Origin of the sequence: Ancylobacter polymorphus (genome assembly GCF_022836935.1) — a bacterium.
Lineage (GTDB): Bacteria > Pseudomonadota > Alphaproteobacteria > Rhizobiales > Xanthobacteraceae > Ancylobacter > Ancylobacter polymorphus_A.
Window position 1 is genome coordinate 3,022,488 of sequence record NZ_CP083239.1, and the last position, 15,077, is coordinate 3,037,564.

Here is a 15,077-nt window from a genome sequence, read left to right on the forward strand (position 1 = left end):
CTTCCCCCATCCGCGCCGGCGCTGAAGCGGCGCTGCCCCGGGCCCTTATACCGGGCCGCTTTCCCGCCGGGCAACCTCGGCGGCGATGTTCCCACGGCTCTCGGCCGAACTAGCCCTGAACCTGCCGGCTGGACTGGTCCACTTTGAGGGCGACGGTGAGATGCTCGTCGCCGCCGCCATAGCGGTTGCCGCGCACGGGCGCGGCGCCGAGATAATCCAGCCCCACGGCGAGGCGCACATAGGCGTCGGTCGGGCACTGGCTCAGCACCGGGTCGAAGCCGACCCAGCCGAGCCCGTCCACATAGGCTTCCGACCAGGCATGCCCGGCCTGATGGCCGGCGCGCTGCTCGGCCACGGCACCGTCGCCGACGAGATAGCCGGTGACATAGCGCGCCGGCACGCCGATATGGCGGGCGCAGGCGGTGAAGACATGGGCGAAATCCTGGCACACGCCGCGCTTCTGCTTGAAGGCGGTGGCGGCGGTGGTGGAGGCATGGGTCGGGTCGGCGTCGAATTCCATCGCCTCGCTGATCGCCTCCATCAGCGCGTGCAGCCGGGCGATGCGGTCGCCCTCGCCCTTGCCGGCACTCTCGGCGAAGGCGGACAGCTCCGTGTCGGGCAGAGTGAGGTCGGTGCTGCGCAGGAACAGCGAGGGCGGAAAGCGCTCGCTGATGCCGCGAATGACCCCGGCCGTGTCCTGCGTCTCCACCTCGCCCTCCACGAGCACTCGCAGCTCGCTGATCGGGCCGTCGAGCGCGAAAGTGTGGGTGAGGTTGCCGAAGGCGTCCTGATGGGCGCGCAGCTGGCAGCCCTCGGACACGTCGATGCGCCAGGCGACGACATACTGGCCGTCATGGTTGCGCGGCGTCAGGCGCAGGGTCTGGATCGCGCCATTGGCCGGCGGATCGTAGGAATAGGTGGTCGCGTGGTTGACATGGATACGCATGACGCAGGCCGGATCAGAGCAGGTACTGCTCGTTGACGAGGGAGCCGAGGCGGTTGTTCTCGGTCACGAAGCTGTCGATGTATTCGTGCAGTCCGGTCTGGAAGATATCCTCCATGCGGCTGTTGCCGAGCCGGGTGAGGGTCGAGCGCGCCAGCCGCTGCGAGCTGCCCTGCCGCCCGTAATAATTGGCGATATCGTCGAGATAGCGCGTGATGTTCTGGTAGCAACTGGTGAGCGAGCGCGGCATCTGCGCGTTGAGGATCAGAAGGTCCGCCACCAGCCAGGGCTTGACGCTCTCGCGATACACCCAGTGGAACGAGGTCAGCGCCGACACCGAGCGCAGGATGGAGGCCCACTGGAAATAGTCGAGCGGCCCGCCAATGTGCTCGGAATCCGGCAGCAGCACGTGATATTTCACGTCGAGAATGCGGGCGGTGTTGTCCGCGCGCTCGACATACATGCCCACGCGCGAGAACCAGAAGGCGTCGTTGCGCAGCATGGTGCGGTACGCGGCGCCGTCGAAGCGCAGCGAGGTTTCCTTGACGAAGGACATGAAGCGCGCCAGCTCCTCGCGCGTCATGTTCTTGGTGGAATAGCGCTTCAGCTCCAGCCAGGAGGAGTTGATGGTCTCCCACATCTCCATGGTCAGCGCGGTACGCACCGAGCGGGCATTGGTGCGGGCGATCTCGAAACAGTTGCGGATCGAGGACGGGTTTTCCGGCGCGAAGGCGAGGAAGTTGATGACGTTCTGTTCCGTCACCTCGTCGCCATGCACCGCCTTGTACTGCTCGGCGCATCCGGCGGTGAGCAAGGCGGAGCGCCACTCATTGGTGGAGCCGCCATAGGCCGCCGGCAACTGGGCGAGGCGCTGGGTCACGTCGAGGATGCGGGCGAGGCAGTCCGCCCGCTCCATGTAGCGGGCCAGCCAGTAGAGATTGTCGGCAGTACGAGAAAGCATGGGACCCGCGTTCTATTTGGCGTTGCGCCAGGCGAGCGTGGCGACGCCCGCCGCGATCAGCAGCGAACCGCCGACCCGGTTGAAAAGGGCGACCAGGCGCGTGTTCTGCACCGCGCCGCGCAGGCGGCCGGCGAGCAGCGCGTAGCCGAAGGCATTGGCGGCGGCGAGGGTGAGGAAGGTCGCCTCGAAGATCGCCAGCTGGGTCAGGAAATCCCGGCCCGGATCGAGGAATTGCGGCAGGAAGGCCACGAAGAAGGTGATGCTCTTGGGGTTCAGCGCCGTGACCACCCAGGCATGCGCCATCATGCCGAAGGCGGAGCCCGCCGGGCGCGCCTCACCGAAGCTCGCCGTGCCGCCGGCCCGCCAGAGCTTGATGCCGAGCCAGATGAGATAGAAGGCGCCGATCCATTTCAGCACGGTGAACAGCGTCGCCGAGGTGGCGAGCAGCGCGCCGAGGCCGAGCATGGACAGCGTCATGGCGGTGAAGTCGCCCAGCGCCACGCCGAGCGCCACGGGGAAGGCGACCTTCCGCCCCTGGCCGAGCGCATAGGAGACGACAAGCAGGATGGTCGGTCCGGGTATCACCAGCAGGACCGCCGAGGCGGCGACGAAGGCCAGCCATGTTTCGATCGGCATCTGTTACACGCTCCCCCCAGCGTCATCCCGGCCGCCGCGCAGCGAAGAGCCGGGATCGCTCACCTAGTCCACGGACGATCCCCGATCGGCCTTCGGCCGTCCGGGATGACGGTCAGATCGCAGCCCGCTCAGCTCTCCTCCAAAACCCAGGTGTCCTTGGTTCCGCCGCCCTGGCTGGAATTGACCACCAGCGAGCCCGCCTCCAGCGCCACGCGGGTGAGCCCGCCCGGCACGATGCGCACCTTGTCGGCGCCGGTCAGCACGAAGGGGCGCAGATCGACATGGCGCGGCGCGATGCCTTCCTCGACGAAGGTCGGGCAGGTCGACAGGGCCAGCGTCGGCTGGGCGATGAAATTGGTCGGGTCCTGCTTCAGCTTGGCGCGGAACAATTCGATCTGCGCCTTGTCGGCGCGCGGGCCGATGAGCATGCCGTAGCCGCCGGAGCCGTGGACTTCCTTCACCACCAGCTCGCTCAGATGATCGAGCACGTATTTCAGATGGTCCGCCTCGCGGCAGCGCCAGGTCGGCACGTTCTTCAGCAGCGGTTCCTCGCCGAGATAGAAGCGGATGATGTCCGGCATGTAGCTGTAGACCGCCTTGTCGTCGGCGACGCCGGTGCCGACCGCATTGGTCAGCGTGACGTTGCCGGCATTGTAGGCGCTCATCAGCCCCGGCACGCCGAGCGCGCTGTCCGGCCGGAAGGCGAGGGGGTCGAGGAAATCGTCGTCGAGCCGGCGGTAGATCACATCCACCCGGCGCGGGCCTTCGGTGGTGCGCATATAGACGACATCGTTGCGCACGAAGAGGTCGCGGCCCTCCACCAGTTCCACGCCCAGCTTGTCGGCGAGGAAGGAGTGCTCGTAATAGGCGGAATTGTAGATGCCGGGGGTGAGCACCACCACGGCGGGGTCGCTGCTGGAACTTGCCGGCGCCAGCGATTTCAGCGTCGCCAGCAATTCGTCGGTGTAGTTCTCCACCGGCGCGACGCGGTTGTCCGCGAACAGCTCCGGGAACAGCCGCATCATGATCTCGCGGTTCTCCAGCATGTAGGAGACCCCGGAGGGCGTGCGGGCATTGTCTTCCAGCACATAGAAGGTTTCCGCGTCCACCCGCACCACGTCGATGCCGGCGATGTGGACATAGAGATCGTGCGGCACCTTCTGGCCGTTCATCTCCGGGCGGAAGGCGGGATTCTGGTAGACGAGGTCTTCCGGCACCACGCCGGCTTTCAGGATCTCGCGGCGGGAATAGATGTCCTTGAGGTAGAGGTTCAGCGCCTTGACGCGCTGTTCCAGCCCGCGCGACAGCCGGCGCCATTCGGTGCCGGTGAGGATGCGCGGGATGATGTCGAAGGGGATCAGCCGCTCCTGCGCATCGCTGTCGCCATAGACGGCGAAGGTGATGCCGATGCGGCGGAATATGAACTCCGCCTCCTTGCGGCGCATGTCCAGCACGTCGGGCGGGACATCGCTCAACCAGCGCGAGAGGGCGGTGTAGGCGGCCCGGATCGAACCGTCCGCGTTGGTCATTTCGTCGAAGGCCACGCTCATTGGTGCAAATGTACTCCCCAACTCCGCCAAGTTAGCTACAAAGCTCGTGCCAGCGGAAGGGGAGGCGCGTGCCTCTCGGCGATAATTGCGAGTTTGCGCACCAATTGCCCAATCGGAAGGCAGTCTGCCGCCGGTTGCGGCGAAAACTGCGGTGAATTGCGGCGGCGGGCGGCAGATGGCAGCTTCGGCGGCGTCGGTGAGGGAGGGGAATCGGATGACGGCTTCGGCAGAGCAGGTGACGGCGGCGGTTCTCGTCATTGGCGACGAGATCCTTTCGGGCCGCACCAAGGACCGCAACATCGGCTACATCGCCGAATATCTCACCGCCATCGGCGTCGATGTGCGCGAGGTGCGGGTGGTGCCTGATGTCGAGGAGGAGATCGTCGCCGCCGTGAACGCGCTGCGCGCGCGCTACAGCTACGTGTTCACGACCGGCGGCATCGGCCCGACGCATGACGACATCACCGCCGATTGCGTCGCCAAGGCGTTCGGTGTCGGCATCGATATCGACCCGCGCGCCCGCGCCATGCTGCTGGAGTATATCAAGCCGGAAGACCTCAACGAGGCGCGGCTGCGCATGGCGCGCATCCCGGATGGCGCCGAGCTGGTGGAGAACCCGGTCTCCAAGGCGCCCGGCTTCTGGATCGGCAATGTGATCGTCATGGCCGGCGTGCCCACCATCATGCAGGCCATGCTCGACCAGGTGGCACCGAAGCTGAAGACCGGGGTGCGCATGCTCTCGGAAACGGTGCGGGCCGACGCGCGCGAGGGTGATGTCGGCGGGCCGCTGGGCGAAATCGCCAAGGCCAACCCGGACGTGAGCATCGGCAGCTACCCCTTCATGGGCGAGGATGGCCGCCCGAACACCAATCTCGTGCTGCGCAGCCGCGATGCCGCGAAGCTGGCGGCGGCGGTGGCGCAGGTCGAGGCCATGGTCGCGGCGCTGCCGCGCCGGGCGTGAACCTTCCGGTCCGATTTTCCCGTGCGAAGGCCGGAATTTCCGCGCTGCGGCACTGGAGAAGGGGCGGCACTGCCGCTAATGATCGCCGCTGACGCCTGTTGAGCCTTATCGAACCGACCTGCCGGGGCCTTTCCTGATGACCGACGACCGCCAGAACAAGGCCTTTCCGGTGTCCTGGGATCAGTTCCACCGCGACGCGCGCGCGCTCGCCTGGCGGCTGGCCGGCGCGGGGCCGTTCGAGGGCATTGTCTGCATCACCCGTGGCGGGCTGGTGCCGGCGGCGATCGTGGCGCGGGAACTCGGCGTGCGACTGATCGAGACCGTGTGCATCGCCAGCTATCACGACTACACCAAGCAGGGCGAGATGCAGGTGCTGAAGCCCATTGCCGATGTGGTGACGGCGGCGGCGGGCGAGGGCGGCCGGGGGCTGCTGGTGATCGACGATCTCGTCGATACCGGCAAGACGGCGCGGGTGGTGCGCGAGATGCTGCCCGCGGCGCATTTCGCCACCGTCTATGCCAAGCCGCTGGGGCGCCCGCTGATCGACACCTTCATCACCGAGGTGAGCCAGGATACGTGGATCTATTTCCCGTGGGATATGGGGCTGAGCTTCCAGCCGCCGATCCGCGACGGGGTGGCGTGAGGACAAGACATGGCCGACAGCTACGACGAGCCCGAGAACGACGCCGATGATGGCTATGATGCCGCCTTCGATCAGCACCGCGCGGCGCTGTACGACATGCTGATGGAATATGCCGACGAGCACGATCTGAGCGACAGCTTCATGGCGGTGCTGGCCTCCGATATCGGCCTGTCCCTGCGCATGGTCGCCTATGCCTCGGAGACCGAGAAGCCCTCGGTCGGCGGGCTGCGGCTCGATCTCGACCGCTATGCCCGCGAACTGGGCGACAGCGTGCGCGACGCCAAGAAATACGCCGCCGAATTCATCGCCGAAGCCAAGGCCGCGCAGGAAGCCGAAGGGGAAGAGGACGACGAGGAAGGCGAGGAGGACGGCGAGGGCGCGGACGACAAGGCGGGCCGCCCGTCCTGAGGGCTTGCCGGTCGGCGGGGCGCGCGCGTGCGCCTCGCCTTTCGGCTTCCCTTCCCGGCTTCCCTTGCGCTATGCCGGGGTGCGGCAAAATGTGCCGCTTAAGGGTCCCTACCGATGACACCCACGCTCATCTCCGGCATCCTGCTTTCGCCGATCACGGCCTTTGTCGCGCGTCTCCTGCTTGTCTTCATGTTTCTCGGCAGCGCCATCTCCAAGATCACCGATTTCGCCGGCGCCGAGGCCGAGATGGCCCATTTCGGGCTCAACCCACCGTGGCTTTTCGCGGTGGGCACCATCCTCACCCAGCTCATCGGCGGCGTGCTGATCCTGCTCAACCGGGCCACCTGGCTCGGGGCCGGCGCGCTCGGCATCTTCACCCTGCTCACCATCCCCATCGCGCACCATTTCTGGCGCATGGAAGGGCCAATGGCGCAGTTCGAATTCTATGTCGCGGTCGAGCATCTCTCGGTGCTCGGCGGCATGCTGTTGGTCGCCATTCTGGCCGAGCGCATGCGCGCGGCCTGACGGCGAAAGGCGACCGGCGGCACGTGGCCGGCGCAAAGTGTAACGGGAGCCTTCATGAATACCGCGGCGCGCACCATCGACCCCACCAGCGACGCGGCGATCGCCGCCTCCGTGACGCCGCGTCCCATCGAGGAGATCGGCGCCCGGCTCGGCGTGCCGGCCGCCGATCTCTACCGCTACGGCCATGACAAGGCGAAGATCGCGCTCGGCTTCGCCCGCGCCGCCGAAGCCAAGGCGGATGGCAAGCTGATCCTCGTCACCGCCATCAACCCGACCCCGGCGGGGGAGGGCAAGACCACGACCACGATCGGCCTCGGCGATGCGCTGGCCCGCGCCGGCAAGAACGTCGCCATCGCGCTGCGCGAGCCGAGCCTCGGCCCGGTGTTCGGCTCCAAAGGTGGGGCGACCGGCGGCGGCCATGCGCAGATCGTGCCGATGCAGGACATCAACCTGCATTTCACCGGCGATTTCCACGCCATCAGCGCCGCGCACAATCTGCTCGCCGCCGCCATCGACAACCACATCTACTGGGGCAACGCGCTCGACATCGACACCCGCCGCATCAACTGGCGGCGCGTGGTCGACCTCAACGACCGCGCCCTGCGCAGTGTCGTCGTCGGGCTCGGCGGGCCGGGCAACGGCTTCTCGCGCGAGGACGGCTTCGACATCACCGTGGCCAGCGAGGTGATGGCGATCTTCTGTCTCGCCCGCTCGCTGGAAGACCTGGAAGAGCGGCTCGGCCGCATGGTGGTGGCGCAGAACCGCGCCCGCCAGCCGATCACCGCCGGCCAGCTCAAGGTCACCGGCGCGATGACCGCGCTGCTGCGCGACGCCTTCCAGCCCAACCTCGTGCAGACGCTGGAGGCGACTCCGGCGGTGGTGCATGGCGGCCCCTTCGCCAATATCGCCCATGGCTGCAATTCGGTGATGGCAACGCGCACCGCGCTCGGCCTCGCCGATTATGTCGTCACCGAAGCCGGCTTCGGCGCCGATCTCGGCGCGGAGAAGTTCCTCGACATCAAGTGCCGCCAGGCGGGGCTGGCGCCCTCCGTCGTCGTCATCGTCGCCACGGTGCGGGCGCTGAAGATGCATGGCGGTGTGGCGCAGAAGGACCTGGGTCCCGAGAATGTCGCGGCGGTTTCCGCCGGCACCTCCAATCTCGTGCGGCATATTGAGAACATGAAGGCGTTCGGCCTGCCGGCGGTGGTGGCGATCAACCGCTTCACCAGCGACACGCCGGCCGAAATCGACGCCATCAAGGCCGCCTGCGCGGCGGTGGGCGCGCGCGTGCATCTGTGTTCGCACTGGGCCGAGGGCTCGGCCGGCGCGCTCGGTCTCGCCGAGGAGGTGGCGGCGCTCGCCGAGGCCCCCTCCGCCTTCCGTCCGCTTTATGAGAGCAGCCTGCCGCTGGTGCAGAAGATCGAGACCATCGCCACCCGCATCTACCGCGCCGGTTCGGTGGCGATCGAGCCCGCCGCCTTGCGCAAGCTTGCCGAGTTCGAGGCGCAGGGCTATGGCGACCTGCCGATCTGCATGGCCAAGACGCAGTACAGCTTCTCCGCCGACCCGGCCAAGCGCGGCGCGCCGGAAGGCTTCGTGCTGCCGGTGCGCGACGTGCGGCTCTCGGCCGGCGCCGGCTTCGTGGTGGCGCTGTGCGGCGACGTGATGACCATGCCCGGCCTGCCCTCGCGCCCGGCGGCGGAAGACATCTTCGTCGACGAGACCGGCTTCATCGGCGGGGTGTTCTGAAGACCCCACCGAAAGCGGCGGATCGCCACCGCCGAGAGCCTTGCGGGCGTGGCGAAACAGGTAGACGCAACGGACTTAAAATCCGTTTCTCTCTGAGAGTGCCGGTTCGAGCCCGGCCGCCCGCACCAGCCCTTTGTCGCAGGCGCGCATGGGTGGCCGCCCCTTCGCGGATGGCCACCGGTTGTCGGCGTCAGTCCACCAGCTCGATCTTGTGCTCGTAATGGCCGGCATCGCGGCGGGTGGTGGTCATCTGCCCGCGCTTGCCGATAAACCGGCCGGTGCCGCCGACAATGGCGCGCACCTGCGGCGCGTCCACCACCATCTCGCCGGCACCCACCGCATAGACCGAGCGGCCGGCGATGACGAGCGTATCGGCATTGCCGAAGTCGAGCACGATGTCGGCGAGGCGGTCGAAGAACTTGTCGCCGGCCCCGTCGGGTACGTCCACCGTGGTGATGAGCCCGTTCATCGTGCCCTTCTTGCCGTCAGCGGTGGTGAAGGCGGCTTCGAACGCCAGCATGTCGCCATGCGAGGCGCCTTCCTTGCCAAGGTCGATATGGGTGAGTTCCGGCTTGTCCTGGATGATGCTGAAGCTGTCGCGCGCCTGCGCCGCACCGCTCAGCAGCAGCGCGCCGGCGAGGCCCGCCAGCAGGGATAGACGTGTCATGAGGGGCGTCCTTGGCTGTCGATACCGCTAGGGAACTGGTTGGCTCCGCCACCCCGGTACCAATCGCGCGGCCGCACCGTCAAAGCCGATTTTTGGATGGATCGCTTGCGGCCGCCCCCACACGCGCCGGGCGGCGCTTCAAGCCCGCCGGACGCCCCTCATGAGCCGGCTACGCTCCTAGCCGATGCTCTCGCCGCCATCCACCACCAGCGCCTGGCCGGTCATGAAGGAGGATCGGTCGGAGACGAGGAACAGGATGGCCTCGGCGATTTCCTCCGCGCTGGCCCAGCGGCCCATGGGAATTTTCTCGCGCACATAGGCCTCGATGGCGGCGCGCCCGCCCATCTGGGCGATGAAGGGCTCGTTGAACGGGGTGTCGACCCAGCCCGGGCACAGCGCGTTCACCCGCACATTGTGCCGGGCATAGTCGATCGCCATCTGCCGGGCCATGGCGATGACCGCGTGCTTGGAGGTGGTGTAGGCGATCATCTCGCGGTCGTAGAACACGCCGGAATTGGAGGCGGTGATCAGGATCACCCCGCCGCCCTGCGCCATCATCGCCGGCATGGCGAGGCGGGCGGCGAGATAGGAGGCGCGGACATTGATCCGCCAGGAGCGGTCCATGCCATCCGGCGCCACCTCGGTCAGCGGCCCGCCCACCTGCACGCCGGCATGGCTGTGCAGGATGTCGAGGCGTCCGTGACGCGCCAGCGCGCCGCCCACCAGCGCCTCAATGTCGGCGTCGACATCGACATCGGTACGCACCGCCTCGGCCCGACCGCCCGCCGCTTGGATGGCCGCCACGGTCGCCTCACCTGAAGCCCCGTCGCGGTCGGCGACGATGACATGCGCGCCCTCGCGCGCCATGGCGAGCGCCCCGGCACGGCCGATCCCAGAGCCGGCGCCGGTGACGATGGCGATCTTGTCCTTGAGAATCATGATGTACCTACGAGGAAGCCGGCTGCCGCCGGCGCAGCAGAAGCTGCGCCGCGATGACGAGGACGATGGACGCCGCCAGCACCAGCGCGCCGATGGCGTTGATCTCCGGCGTGACGCCGCGCCGGATGGAGGCGAAGACATAGATCGGCAGCGTGGTCTGCGAGCCCGCGACGAAGAAGGCGACGATGAAATCGTCGAAGGAGAAGGTGAAGGCCAGCAGGAAGCCGGCGAGGATGGCGGGCAGGATCTGCGGCAGCACGATGCAGCGGAAGGTGGTGAAGGGCCCGGCATAGAGGTCGCTGGAGGCTTCCACCATGTCGCGCCCCAGCGCGCCGAGCCGCGCCCGCACGATCATGGTGACCAGCGCAGTGGAGAACAGCCCATGCGCGGCGATGATCGAGCCATAGCCGAGCGACAGGCGCGGCGGGGCATCGCCCGGCCACAGCGCCGCGAGCACCGGATTGACGAGGCCGAACAGCTGCACCAGCGCCACCAGCGTGGCGATGCCGATCACCACGCCCGGCACGACGATGGCGGCGCCGAACAGCGCGTCGAACACGGCGCGGGTGCGCGGCCCGGCGCGGCCGAGCCCGATGGCGGCGGCGGTGCCGCACAGCGAGGCAAGCCCCGCGCTGGTCGTCGCCACGATCAGGCTGTTGGTCAGCGCTTCCATCAGGAAGGTGTTGGAGAGCGCCCGCCCGTACCACTGGAAGGAAAAGCCGGTGAACTCGCTCGCATGCCGCCCCGCATTGAAGGAGAACAGCACCACCAGCGCGATGGGCAGATAGAGAAAGCCGTAAACGGCGGTGACGAAGGCGCGCATCATAGGAGATCGACCTGTCGGGCGCCGGAGAGCCGGGCGGTGAGGCGGTTGGCGGCCAGCAGCAGCACCACGGCGATGGCGACCAACGCCACGGCGATGGCCGAGCCGAACGGCCAGTTGCGCGATTGCAGGAACAGGTCCACCAGCGCATTGCCGATGAAGAACACCTTGCCGCCGCCGAGCAGGGTGGGGATCAGGTACTCGCCCAGCAGCAGGATAAGCACCAGCGAGAAGCCGGTCATCATGCCGGGCAGCGAGAGCCGCAGGGTGACGCTGAAGAAGGTGGAGAACGGCGTCGCGCCGAGATCGGCCGAGGCTTCCAGCAGCCGGCGGTCGAGCCGTTCCAGGCTGATATAGATCGGCAGGATCATCAGCGGCAGATAGCCATAGACGATGCCGAGCAGCACCGCGCCGGGCGTGTTGATGAAGCGCATCTCCGGCAGGCCGACCAATTCCAGAAAGGCGGGAATGCCGCGCGCGCCGAGAATATACATCCAGGCATAGGTGCGGATCAGGAGGCTGGTCCAGAACGGGATGACGATCAGCGCCACCAGCAGCAGCCGGCGCTGGGGCAGCACCTTCAGCGCGAGATAATAGGCGACGGGATAGGCGATGAGCAGGCAGGCCAGCGCGCCGGCCGGGGCCAGCACCAGCGTGTTCCAGAACGCCGTCGCCCGCGCCGGCAGATTGGCATATTGCGCCAGTGTCAAGGCCGGGGCGTAGCCGCCCGCCGGCGCCCGCTCGCCGAGGCTGAACACGACGATGGCGGCGAAGGGCAGCACCAGGAACAGGAACAGCCACACCGCCGCCGGGGCGAGCAGCAGGGCCGTGACCAATCGCTTGCGGGCGGCGCTCGACATGGCGGTCCACTTCACGGGGAGGGGGGCGAGAGCGCGGGAAGCGCTCCCGAAGCGGGGCCGGGAGCGTGCGCCCCCGGCCGGCGCCGGCTCAGGCGGATTTGAAGCGCGCCATCAGCTCGGCACGGTTCGGGTCGGTCAGCGTCGCCGCCGCGCCGAATTCCAGCGGGGCGAGCAGATCGGCGGCGGGGTAGAGGATCGGGTTGTCGAGCAGATCCTTGGGCAGCAGGGCGTTGACGCGCGCATCGGTGGAGGGCGCGCCATTGGCGATGTGCTCCTTCACCGCCACCTTGGGGTCCATCAGGTGGTTCAGCAGCGCATAGGCGGCCGGCTTGTTCGGCGCGTCCTTCGGGATGGCGTAGAAGTCGGTCCAGATCTCCCCGCCTTCCTTGCCGAGCACATAGTTGATCTCGGGGATGTCGCGGTGCAGCTGGGCGCCGTCATTGGTCCAGCACATAGTCAGCCAGGCATCGCCGCTGCGCATGGCGGGCTGGTAGTCGCTGGAAATGGCGAAGAGGTGCGGCTTCACCTTGAGCAGCAGCTCCTCGGCCTTGGCCAGCTCGTCCGGCTTCAGCGAGTTGAAGGAATAGCCGTAATATTTCAGCGCGTTGCCGATGGTGGTGAGCTGATAGTCATGCACCATGGAGCGGCCGCTGCCGGTGGTCATGGCGACATCGAAGAAGCTCTTCCAGCTGTCCATCGGCGCGGTGAGCTTCTTGGTGTTCACCGCGAAGCCGGTGGTGCCCCAGTTCTTCGGCACCGCGCAGAGCACGCCGGCCACCTCGCCCTCGGCGGTGAAGCGCTTGTTCTGCGCGGCGGCGTCGTAATTGGGCAGCTTGGCGAGGTCGAGCGGGTCGATCAGGTCGAGCTGGCGATAGGTCGAGATCGTGTAGTTGGTCGGCACGAACAGCGACCAGCCCGAGCCGCCGGCCTGCAGCTTGGCCAGCATTTCTTCATTCGAGCCGAACACGTTCACCTCGACCGCAACGCCGGTCTTGGTGGTGAAATCGACGAAGGTCTGCGGGTCGTGGTAGTTCGGCCAGGTGGCGATCGACATGCGGTCGCCGAGTTCACCGGCCGCGAAGGCCGGCATCGGCTTGAGGCCGAATTCGCCGGCGAGCACCGCGGTGGCGGCGCCGAGGCCGGTCACGCCGAGAAAGTGCCGGCGGCTGATGGAGCCGCGGCGGAAGCGCAGCAGCTGATCGATGAATTCCCGCGCCGAGAGCGGCAGGCCGTCACGATAGGACTTCGACATGGCTGGTTTCCCTCTGGGTGGTCTTGTTGTCCGCCGCCGGAAACGCCAGCGGCGCGCCGGGGTTGAAGCTGATGGCGACGCTGTCGCCGGGTTGCAGCAGATCGCTGCGGGCCGCGTCATGGTCGGCGGTGGCGAGCAGCGTGCCGAGGCCCGGCACCTCGATGGCGTATTCGGCGGTGGAGCCGAGGAAGATCCGGTTGCGGATGATGCCGCCGAGCCCGGTCTCGCCCGTCGCGGCGCCGAGGCGCAGCGCCTCGGGGCGCAGGCTCACCGACACCGCCGCGCCGGGGGCGCCGCCGCCGGTGAGCCGGGCGCCGATCTCCATGCCGTTGGCGAGGCGGATGCGGGCGGCGCCGCCGCCATTCGCCACCACCGTGCCGTCGAGGAAATTGGTCTTGCCGACAAAGGCGGCGACGAAGCGGTCGGCCGGGCGGTCGTAAATCTCGTCCGGCGCGCCGAGCTGGACGATGCGCCCGCCATTCATCACGCACACCACGTCGCTCATGGACAGCGCCTCTTCCTGGTCGTGGGTGACGAGGACAAAGGTGATGCCGAGTTCGCGCTGCAGATTCTGCAACTCGATCTGCATGTCGGTGCGCAGCTTCTTGTCGAGCGCGGCGAGCGGCTCGTCGAGCAACAGTACGGAAGGCCGGTTCACCAGCGCCCGCGCCAGCGCCACGCGCTGCTGCTGGCCGCCGGAAAGCTCGTGGACCTTGCGCCTGCCGAAGCCGGCGAGCTGCACCATGGCGAGCGCATCCGCCGTGCGCCGGGCGATCTCGGAGGAGGACAGGCGCGGGCGCACCTGCCGCAGGCCATAGGCGACATTGGCGCTGACATCGAAATGCGGGAACAGCGCATAGTGCTGAAACACCATGTTCACCGGCCGGCGATAGGGCGGCACCTCCGCCATGTCGGCGCCGCCGATCAGTACCTGGCCGGTGCTCGGCTGCTCGAAGCCGCCGATCATCCGCAGGCAGGTGGTCTTGCCGCAGCCGGAAGGGCCGAGCAGGGCGATGAACGCGCCCTTCGGCACGGCGAAATCAGTGGGGTGGACGGCGGTGACATCGCCATAGCGCTTGCTGACGCCGCGAAACTCGATGTCGAGGGTCTCAGAAGCCACCGGCTTTCTCCGCAGCTTCCGGTCGCCTTACAGAGTGGCGGCCGGATCCTTATTCGTTAAAATGCTAATACCGGCGCGTTTCAGGGGATATACCTTTGCAGTGGTAGAAAGGGCCTATTTATCAGTCACAGGGGGTATAGATGGTGAGCACGGGCAAGGTCGCCGTGACCCCCGCCGCCACCGGGGGCGGCGACGGGCGGCAGGAGGAAAGCGAGCGCGCTCTGGCGGCGCGGCTTCTGGCCGAGGCCATCGCGGCCGCGCATGAGCGCAGCGCCAATGTCCGCACCGGGCCGGGTGACGACCCGTTCGGTCACGCGCTCATCGCCTGGCTGCGGGCGCATGTGCCCTTCGACCATTGCGTGGCCTTCGGCTATCGCGGCACGGCGCGCCCGCCGCTGCTGTTCGAAACCTTCAACCGGCAGGAGAGCCATGTCTATGTGACGCTCTACCAGGTCGGCCCCTATCTGCTCGATCCCTTTTACCACGCCGCCATAGAGCGGATCGAGGGTTTCCGCCGCATGCGCGAACTGGCGCCGGATCGCTTCTATGCCAGCGAATATTACCGCTCCTATTACAGCCAGACCGTGCTGGCGGAGGAGGTCGGTTTCTTCGTGCCGCTGGCCAATGGCGCGAGCGTGGTGGTGTCGCTGATGCGCAAGGCCGCCTCCGGCGTCTTCGGCGCGGCGCAGGTGCGGCTGCTGCGCGAACTAGCGCCGGTGGTGCTCAGCCTGTGCCGGCTGCGCTGGGGCGCGGAATTGATCGGCGAGGAGGCCGGCGGCCGCGGCGGGCGCGGCGAGGGCAGGGCGCCGCGCGAACTGGACCGCGGCAAGATCTGGCAGGACCTGTCGCTCACCGAGCGCGAGGGCGAGGTGGTCGATCTCATCCTTCAGGGCCATTCGGCCGATTCCATCGCCCGGCTGCTGTCGATCTCCGCCGGCACGGCCAAGGTTCACCGCCGCAACATCTACCGCAAGCTCAACATCAACTCGCAGGCGGGCCTGTTCGCGCATTTCGTCGCCATCATGCGGCGCAAGCCGTAA

General features: G+C 67.6%; 16 protein-coding genes and 1 tRNA gene. 7 read left to right on the forward strand and 10 right to left on the reverse strand.

Annotated elements, in window-relative coordinates:
- Positions 1 to 109: 109 nt before the first annotated feature.
- The 4 genes from K9D25_RS14230 to K9D25_RS14245 form a co-directional block, all read right to left on the reverse strand.
- Positions 110 to 946 (reverse strand): transglutaminase family protein, encoded by an 837-nt coding sequence (locus tag K9D25_RS14230; protein ID WP_244376198.1) that lies wholly within the window; start codon positions 944 to 946, stop codon positions 110 to 112.
- Positions 947 to 959: 13 nt separating this feature from the next.
- Positions 960 to 1,904, reverse strand: coding sequence for an alpha-E domain-containing protein (locus K9D25_RS14235; RefSeq protein ID WP_244376200.1), 945 nt, complete (start codon positions 1,902 to 1,904; stop codon positions 960 to 962).
- A gap of 12 nt (positions 1,905 to 1,916) precedes the next feature.
- Entirely contained in the window at positions 1,917 to 2,540 is a 624-nt protein-coding gene (locus tag K9D25_RS14240) for a LysE family translocator (protein WP_244376202.1), read from the reverse strand.
- Positions 2,541 to 2,668: 128 nt separating this feature from the next.
- On the reverse strand, positions 2,669 to 4,090 hold the full coding sequence (locus tag K9D25_RS14245; RefSeq protein ID WP_244376204.1) for a circularly permuted type 2 ATP-grasp protein: 1,422 nt from the start codon (positions 4,088 to 4,090) through the stop codon (positions 2,669 to 2,671).
- A 214-nt stretch (positions 4,091 to 4,304) separates the two neighbouring features.
- On the opposite strand from K9D25_RS14245, the gene K9D25_RS14250 reads away from it, so the two are divergent.
- The 6 genes from K9D25_RS14250 (at position 4,305) to K9D25_RS14275 (ending at position 8,504) form a co-directional block, all read left to right on the forward strand.
- Positions 4,305 to 5,051: a competence/damage-inducible protein A gene (locus K9D25_RS14250; RefSeq protein WP_244376206.1), complete on the forward strand. Its 747-nt coding sequence runs from the start codon at positions 4,305 to 4,307 to the stop codon at positions 5,049 to 5,051.
- 136 nt (positions 5,052 to 5,187) lie between these two features.
- Positions 5,188 to 5,694, forward strand: a complete 507-nt coding sequence (gene gpt, locus K9D25_RS14255) for a xanthine phosphoribosyltransferase (RefSeq protein WP_244376208.1) — start codon at positions 5,188 to 5,190, stop codon at positions 5,692 to 5,694.
- Between the two features lie 9 nt (positions 5,695 to 5,703).
- Positions 5,704 to 6,102 (forward strand): hypothetical protein, encoded by a 399-nt coding sequence (locus K9D25_RS14260; protein WP_244376210.1) that lies wholly within the window; start codon positions 5,704 to 5,706, stop codon positions 6,100 to 6,102.
- Between the two features lie 114 nt (positions 6,103 to 6,216).
- Positions 6,217 to 6,627: a DoxX family protein gene (locus tag K9D25_RS14265; protein ID WP_244376212.1), complete on the forward strand. Its 411-nt coding sequence runs from the start codon at positions 6,217 to 6,219 to the stop codon at positions 6,625 to 6,627.
- A gap of 54 nt (positions 6,628 to 6,681) precedes the next feature.
- The gene (locus K9D25_RS14270) at positions 6,682 to 8,376 is read left to right on the forward strand and encodes a formate--tetrahydrofolate ligase (RefSeq protein ID WP_244376214.1); all 1,695 of its coding nucleotides are present in this window, start codon (positions 6,682 to 6,684) and stop codon (positions 8,374 to 8,376) included.
- Between the two features lie 42 nt (positions 8,377 to 8,418).
- A tRNA-Leu gene (locus K9D25_RS14275) sits at positions 8,419 to 8,504 on the forward strand.
- Positions 8,505 to 8,566: 62 nt separating this feature from the next.
- On the opposite strand, the gene K9D25_RS14280 is transcribed toward K9D25_RS14275, so the two are convergent.
- The 6 genes from K9D25_RS14280 to K9D25_RS14305 form a co-directional block, all read right to left on the reverse strand.
- On the reverse strand, positions 8,567 to 9,043 hold the full coding sequence (locus K9D25_RS14280) for a hypothetical protein (protein WP_244376216.1): 477 nt from the start codon (positions 9,041 to 9,043) through the stop codon (positions 8,567 to 8,569).
- Positions 9,044 to 9,220: 177 nt separating this feature from the next.
- Positions 9,221 to 9,982, reverse strand: coding sequence for an SDR family NAD(P)-dependent oxidoreductase (locus K9D25_RS14285; protein ID WP_244376218.1), 762 nt, complete (start codon positions 9,980 to 9,982; stop codon positions 9,221 to 9,223).
- Between the two features lie 7 nt (positions 9,983 to 9,989).
- Positions 9,990 to 10,805, reverse strand: coding sequence for an ABC transporter permease (locus K9D25_RS14290; protein WP_244450880.1), 816 nt, complete (start codon positions 10,803 to 10,805; stop codon positions 9,990 to 9,992).
- Positions 10,805 to 11,665 carry an ABC transporter permease gene (locus tag K9D25_RS14295; protein WP_244376220.1) on the reverse strand — a complete coding sequence of 287 codons (861 nt, stop codon included), beginning with the start codon at positions 11,663 to 11,665 and terminating at the stop codon, positions 10,805 to 10,807. The genes K9D25_RS14290 and K9D25_RS14295 overlap by 1 nt, the downstream gene beginning before the upstream one ends.
- Positions 11,666 to 11,753: 88 nt before the next feature.
- Complete coding sequence (locus K9D25_RS14300; RefSeq protein ID WP_244376222.1) at positions 11,754 to 12,917, reverse strand: ABC transporter substrate-binding protein; 1,164 nt, start codon at positions 12,915 to 12,917, stop codon at positions 11,754 to 11,756.
- Positions 12,898 to 14,037, reverse strand: a complete 1,140-nt coding sequence (locus K9D25_RS14305; RefSeq protein ID WP_244376224.1) for an ABC transporter ATP-binding protein — start codon at positions 14,035 to 14,037, stop codon at positions 12,898 to 12,900. Before K9D25_RS14305 ends, K9D25_RS14300 begins: the two co-directional genes overlap by 20 nt.
- Positions 14,038 to 14,177: 140 nt before the next feature.
- Between K9D25_RS14305 and K9D25_RS14310 the strand changes: the two genes are divergently transcribed.
- The gene (locus K9D25_RS14310; RefSeq protein ID WP_244376226.1) at positions 14,178 to 15,077 is read left to right on the forward strand and encodes a helix-turn-helix transcriptional regulator; all 900 of its coding nucleotides are present in this window, start codon (positions 14,178 to 14,180) and stop codon (positions 15,075 to 15,077) included.

Bases quoted from the DNA above. Each gene is read 5' to 3' on its own strand.
- K9D25_RS14230 (WP_244376198.1), bottom strand. From the start codon at position 946: ATGCGTATCCATGTCAACCACGCGACCACCTATTCCTACGATCCGCCG.
- K9D25_RS14235 (WP_244376200.1), bottom strand. From the start codon at position 1,904: ATGCTTTCTCGTACTGCCGACAATCTCTACTGGCTGGCCCGCTACATG.
- K9D25_RS14240 (WP_244376202.1), bottom strand. From the start codon at position 2,540: ATGCCGATCGAAACATGGCTGGCCTTCGTCGCCGCCTCGGCGGTCCTG.
- K9D25_RS14245 (WP_244376204.1), bottom strand. From the start codon at position 4,090: ATGAGCGTGGCCTTCGACGAAATGACCAACGCGGACGGTTCGATCCGG.
- K9D25_RS14250 (WP_244376206.1), top strand. From the start codon at position 4,305: ATGACGGCTTCGGCAGAGCAGGTGACGGCGGCGGTTCTCGTCATTGGC.
- gpt (WP_244376208.1), top strand. From the start codon at position 5,188: ATGACCGACGACCGCCAGAACAAGGCCTTTCCGGTGTCCTGGGATCAG.
- K9D25_RS14260 (WP_244376210.1), top strand. From the start codon at position 5,704: ATGGCCGACAGCTACGACGAGCCCGAGAACGACGCCGATGATGGCTAT.
- K9D25_RS14265 (WP_244376212.1), top strand. From the start codon at position 6,217: ATGACACCCACGCTCATCTCCGGCATCCTGCTTTCGCCGATCACGGCC.
- K9D25_RS14270 (WP_244376214.1), top strand. From the start codon at position 6,682: ATGAATACCGCGGCGCGCACCATCGACCCCACCAGCGACGCGGCGATC.
- K9D25_RS14280 (WP_244376216.1), bottom strand. From the start codon at position 9,043: ATGACACGTCTATCCCTGCTGGCGGGCCTCGCCGGCGCGCTGCTGCTG.
- K9D25_RS14285 (WP_244376218.1), bottom strand. From the start codon at position 9,982: ATGATTCTCAAGGACAAGATCGCCATCGTCACCGGCGCCGGCTCTGGG.
- K9D25_RS14290 (WP_244450880.1), bottom strand. From the start codon at position 10,805: ATGCGCGCCTTCGTCACCGCCGTTTACGGCTTTCTCTATCTGCCCATC.
- K9D25_RS14295 (WP_244376220.1), bottom strand. From the start codon at position 11,665: ATGTCGAGCGCCGCCCGCAAGCGATTGGTCACGGCCCTGCTGCTCGCC.
- K9D25_RS14300 (WP_244376222.1), bottom strand. From the start codon at position 12,917: ATGTCGAAGTCCTATCGTGACGGCCTGCCGCTCTCGGCGCGGGAATTC.
- K9D25_RS14310 (WP_244376226.1), top strand. From the start codon at position 14,178: ATGGTGAGCACGGGCAAGGTCGCCGTGACCCCCGCCGCCACCGGGGGC.